Source organism: Mycobacterium sp. (assembly GCF_032162105.1).
Taxonomy (GTDB): Bacteria; Actinomycetota; Actinomycetes; order Mycobacteriales; family Mycobacteriaceae; genus Mycobacterium.
On sequence record NZ_JAVRPS010000572.1, the window covers coordinates 1 to 4,402 of the forward strand.

7 protein-coding genes and 1 pseudogene are annotated in these 4,402 nt (G+C 65.7%); 3 read left to right on the forward strand and 5 right to left on the reverse strand.

The genetic code is table 11. The annotated features are described in order from the left end of the window. The 4 genes and pseudogenes from QOC69_RS29140 to QOC69_RS29155 form a co-directional block, all read right to left on the reverse strand. Positions 1–231 (reverse strand): hypothetical protein (locus tag QOC69_RS29140; RefSeq protein WP_526445997.1); only part of this gene is annotated, 231 nt, incomplete at its 3' end. Between the two features lie 93 nt (positions 232–324). Continuing rightward, positions 325–692: pseudogene (locus QOC69_RS29145) on the reverse strand (hypothetical protein). A gap of 130 nt (positions 693–822) precedes the next feature. Next, positions 823–1,584, reverse strand: a complete 762-nt coding sequence (locus tag QOC69_RS29150) for a glycosyltransferase family 2 protein (protein WP_526445998.1) — start codon at positions 1,582–1,584, stop codon at positions 823–825. Positions 1,585–1,716: 132 nt separating this feature from the next. Continuing rightward, complete coding sequence (locus QOC69_RS29155) at positions 1,717–2,232, reverse strand: flavin reductase family protein (RefSeq protein ID WP_526445999.1); 516 nt, start codon at positions 2,230–2,232, stop codon at positions 1,717–1,719. A gap of 244 nt (positions 2,233–2,476) precedes the next feature. Here QOC69_RS29155 and QOC69_RS29160 point away from each other — a divergent pair, with 244 nt between their 5' ends. Beyond that, a complete protein-coding gene (locus tag QOC69_RS29160) occupies positions 2,477–2,851 on the forward strand; it encodes a hypothetical protein (RefSeq protein ID WP_526446000.1) in 375 nt (124 codons plus the stop codon). A 94-nt stretch (positions 2,852–2,945) separates the two neighbouring features. On the opposite strand, the gene QOC69_RS29165 is transcribed toward QOC69_RS29160, so the two are convergent. Then, a complete protein-coding gene (locus QOC69_RS29165) occupies positions 2,946–3,152 on the reverse strand; it encodes a hypothetical protein (protein ID WP_526446001.1) in 207 nt (68 codons plus the stop codon). Between the two features lie 319 nt (positions 3,153–3,471). Between QOC69_RS29165 and QOC69_RS29170 the strand changes: the two genes are divergently transcribed. Both QOC69_RS29170 and mbp1 read left to right on the forward strand, forming a co-directional pair. After that, positions 3,472–3,933, forward strand: coding sequence for an STAS domain-containing protein (locus tag QOC69_RS29170; RefSeq protein WP_526446002.1), 462 nt, complete (start codon positions 3,472–3,474; stop codon positions 3,931–3,933). Positions 3,934–4,150: 217 nt separating this feature from the next. After that, positions 4,151–4,390, forward strand: coding sequence for a microaggregate-binding protein 1 (gene mbp1 / locus QOC69_RS29175; RefSeq protein WP_526446003.1), 240 nt, complete (start codon positions 4,151–4,153; stop codon positions 4,388–4,390). Positions 4,391–4,402: the final 12 nt, after the last annotated feature.

The window sequence follows — 4,402 nt, forward strand, 5'->3', positions numbered from 1 at the left end:
TGCCACCGGCAGTACCGGGCGGGCCCTGGCCTGGGAGGTGAGTATCTGCGCTCCTTGCACGGCAAGGTCTTTCGCGTCGGCGGCCTTCTGTTGAACGCTGCTCGGGACCTCGTCCAGCGCGGCCACAGCGGCTTCGCCGGGCGGACGATGAGCGGAGTCGGACGGGGTCTGCGGATTCTCGACACCTGCGTCCTGACCGGGTTCGGGTGCCGCTGCGTCAACGTCTGTCATCACGGGTTTCCTTCACGTCCTGCATGTTTCACGTTCTCGGTCGTCCGGGTCGGCGGCCCCGCTGCTGCCGTCCCGTGAATCGTGGGCGATCGACTAGTCCCGCTGCCACGGGGCAGTGTCGTCCATCTTCGCGTAGTACTTCGCCAGATGGCTCTTGACTCTGTCGATGTCGGTCTCGGGCAGATCGGCGCCACCGCGTGAGCCCTGCATGACCGCGCTTGCGGCCATCACGCCGCGGGGCACCGCGGTCAGCTTGTCGTTCACCACGTCGGCGATCAGCAGCTTGTAGCCGCCGAATTTGTCTTTGCCTTCTTTGTCGTACCAGACGTGGGCGTCCCGGTACTTCTCATTCGGCTCGTCCTGTGCATCGGCCCACCGACGCACCCGCTGCTCGGCAGCAGCACCACCCCCTCCCGATCACGATCGGCCAGTGGCAAGTCCTGGAAAGCAGTCACCGACATCGTTATTCCTCGTTTGGGTCTCGAATGCCCAACGGCTGCGCGTACCAAACGTCGGCAGCCGAGATCGCCGCATCGCTTGGGGGACAGGCGATGCGGGCCAGTGGTGAAGTCCCAACTTGGTGTGGGTGGATCATGCGGTGCCCGTCGGGGTGACGGCATCCTCAGAATGACTGGCAAGCGAGCGCAGGTGGTCGCCGAATCCGCCGGGTGCGCGGTAATCCCGCCGATCGGAGGTCAAGACGGGGTTATCGCTGTCCCAGATCAGGGGGGTCCCCGCCGCGACGAGCCGATCCACCATGTCGACGTCCTCACCAAGGTGTAGCGGTCGAAATCCGCCCACTCGCCAATAGGCGTCGGCGCGGACCCCGAGGTTCGCGCCGTGCACGTGTCCGTGGGTCGCCTCACCGCGCTGGTGCCCACCGAGCCGGTAGAGCCGGTCGTAACGGCGCCGGGTCGCCGCCGAATGTTCCTGCCACTGCACCGCCACCGTTCCGACGGCGCCCTGCCACGCATCACTGTGGTGCGCGACCTGGTCGGCCAGCCACCTCGGCGGCACCACGCAGTCCGCATCCGTTGTCGCCAGCCAGATCTGAGCGTCCGGGTCGGGTGCGACGGCGATGAATCCCGCCGCGCGTGCGGCGCCCACGTTTCTCACCGACACCCTCAGCGCGCGCACCGACGCGGTGAGGACGTCCTCGGAGCGATCAGTGCACGTGTCCAGTACCACGACCACGGTCACCGGGACGTCCACCTGGTCGGCGGCGGCGGCGACACTGGCCAGGCATCCAGGCAGACGGTCACGCTCGTTGTGCGCCGGGACTACGACCACGATCTCCCGCAAGGCGGCAACGATGGGCGTGTGACGACCGCGAAAGGGTTGATTGTTGACCATGTCTCCTCGCCGAGATGACGGTGTTAGACGCCCGAGGCTGGAACGATCTGCAGGCGGTATATCCGCAACCGGTGCGGCGAAACATGCCCGGCTGATTTCGCCTTGCACTCCCGCCATTCGGTGCCGGGGCTCTCAGGTCTTCGCCGGGTGTCCGGGTGTGAGATCGCGCAGGTCGGAGAACGACAACCAGTCTTCGATACCGTCGGGGGACATTCCACTCACTGGCTCCAGCAGATGTCCGACGTGATCTCCGAGGTCGAAACGGTCGACGATGCGCCCCACGAACCAGGCCGCCGCGGCGGTGAGAATGGGCATGCCGGCCGGGCCGGGGCTCCAGTCGCAATGGTCGAACTTGTCGATCCGGTCACCGGTCTGTTCGCCGAACAGTTCGGCCAGGCGGCGATCCCGCCGGGATACGACGTGGACGGCCAGATGCTTTGCGTTCTCGGCGATTCGATACGTGTGGTTCAGCCGGGATAGTCCGACGAGGAACCGTGGCGGATCGATACTGGTCTGGCTGGCGAAACCGACCAGGCACCCTGCCGGTGGGTCATCTGTGCCGTGCGCGCGGGTGCACACCACGAACATCGGATAGTCCAGCGTGGCCACCAGCCGTTCGAATGCGCCGGTTCCGTTTTCACCCCTCATCCTGGTACCGACCCCCGTTCGCCTCAGCGGTGCCGACGAGTACGGCACGACAATCCTGCAGTGACCTTGACCTTGTACCCGCGGCCGGACGTCGGGAATCGTCGCTGGGTTCGCGGAATTGCCTTCCAACACCGGTGCGGTCGAGGAAAACGGGTACCCAGATCACGCAACCTGGTCGCCGCCGTGGGCCGCATCGCCGGTCTTCGGACGTCGACCCAACCCAACCCAATGGAGGGTGACCACGATGAGTGACGAGCGAGCCGATCGGATCAGCCATTGGCTGTCGGTAGCCGATGATCAGGACACACCCGAGAAGGAGTTGGCCGCCCGTTACACCGCTGCCGCGGCCGCGCGGCTGTGGGCGCTGCACCGCTTGGACGACGCCCCCGACGATGCCCCGAAAGAGTGGGCCCAGGTACGCGAACTGGCTGATCAAGCCGACAAGTACCTCGACGATGACCGCCAGGATGAAGCCCTATTCCGCCGCGCACAGGCCAACCTCGTTGCCTTGCAGCTGTTCGAAGACTCCGGCCAGCGGCCCGCATCTGCGGAGGTCGATGACAGCGACGAAGGCGATGGCGATACGGGCGAGCACGATCAAGACGGCGACGCCGACTGACCGACACAACCGTTGCGCGGCGCGGACACCGCACGGCGATACCCGTTGCGCGCCAACCATGTCCGTACCGGATCCGCCACCGGCCCTGCGACCCTCAGTTGCCGAGCAGGTCGTTGAGATCGTCGGCGTGCTCCTCTTCCTGCTCGAGGATCTTCTCCATCAGCCGCCGCGTGGTCGGATCGGCATCGCCGATCCATCGGATGATCTCCGCCATGTGCTTGCGCGCATCGTCGCGGATCTTGGTGATGTCGATCTCGAACCGATTCTTGTTCGCGCTCTTACTCGCGGTCTGTGTCGTCATCGCGGTGGTCCCTTCTTGGTCGGTGCGCGTACGGGCTGTGCGCCGCACAGATGTACCCGCGATACCCGCCCCAAACACGTCCGTGTCGTGCGGATTCGGTGTGCCTCGTTGACCACCCGACAGCCGCGGCGCACGCCGCGAAGTCGCCGTGCAGTGCACAATTCGTCGACAACCAGCATCATCCGTCGTATTCTGCATTCAGGTTGAGCGCACAGCCCTTGGTGACGTCGCCAGTCCGCTCATGAGGCGAAGACCCTCTCACATGGTGCCGCCGTCGGCGTGACCAGACCCAGTGCCCGTTTGTGTCTGGAGGTCGGCCATGACCACTGTCGAAATCCGTACCAGGACCTCGCTCGGAAGCCTGGATGACGGGGTGGAGGCGTCCGGAAGGGCGCGTTATTCCACTCGCCTCTACCTCCCGGCGCGGCTGATCGTCACCGTCGAAGGTGAGGTCGATGCAAGCAACCAACGCGATCTGGGCCGTTACGTCGAACGTCACCTGCGCCCGACCACGCAATTGCTGCTGGATCTGCGTGCCGTGGACTTCTTCGGCGCGCAGGCGTTTTCAGCGCTGCACTACATCAGCGTGTGCTGCAGCCGATCCGACATCGACTGGGTGTTCGTCGGTGACCGTGCTGTCGCACGCCTCCTGGACATCGTCGATCCCGACCACGTCCTGCCCCTGGCCGCCGACTTCGACTCGGCGTGCGAACACCTCGACCATCTCGTGTGCCGCCGCTACCCCATACCGGGACCGATGTCCCGCAGGGGACTCAATTGAGACCCGCGGCTCGTGACGAATGGCACGCCAGGCCCTCCGAGATCTTCGGATATGGGGGTTAGAAGCGCCGCCCCGGCGGGCATGCGTGGGTCACGGGAGAACACCCGTCGGGGCGCGTCATCGGTGACGTGCCGCGGAGCACACCGCGAATCGACTGCTTGGAGCGACTTGTCGCCCAGGAGCCGGTTCCGGAATCACTACGACGAGAGGGATTATCGTGACCGATAAGAACAGCGGCCCCGAAGAGGGCATCAAGGGCGTGGTCGAAGACGTCAAGGGCAAGGCCAAGGAAGCCGTCGGCACCGTCGCCGGCCGCGACGATCTCACCGAAGAGGGCAAGGCCCAACAGGACAAGGCGCAGGCCCAGCGCGATGCCGCCAAGAAGGAAGCCGAAGCCGACGCGGCCCGCGGCGGTGCGGACGCGGCCGAGAAGCGTCAGGAGGCGCACCAGAACTGACCGTCTGACGAC

What these genes read in the sequence shown, in the direction of transcription:
- QOC69_RS29150 (WP_526445998.1), bottom strand. Translation starts at nt 1,584, where the DNA reads ATGGTCAACAATCAACCCTTTCGCGGTCGTCACACGCCCATCGTTGCC.
- QOC69_RS29155 (WP_526445999.1), bottom strand. Translation starts at nt 2,232, where the DNA reads ATGAGGGGTGAAAACGGAACCGGCGCATTCGAACGGCTGGTGGCCACG.
- QOC69_RS29160 (WP_526446000.1), top strand. Translation starts at nt 2,477, where the DNA reads ATGAGTGACGAGCGAGCCGATCGGATCAGCCATTGGCTGTCGGTAGCC.
- QOC69_RS29165 (WP_526446001.1), bottom strand. Translation starts at nt 3,152, where the DNA reads ATGACGACACAGACCGCGAGTAAGAGCGCGAACAAGAATCGGTTCGAG.
- QOC69_RS29170 (WP_526446002.1), top strand. Translation starts at nt 3,472, where the DNA reads ATGACCACTGTCGAAATCCGTACCAGGACCTCGCTCGGAAGCCTGGAT.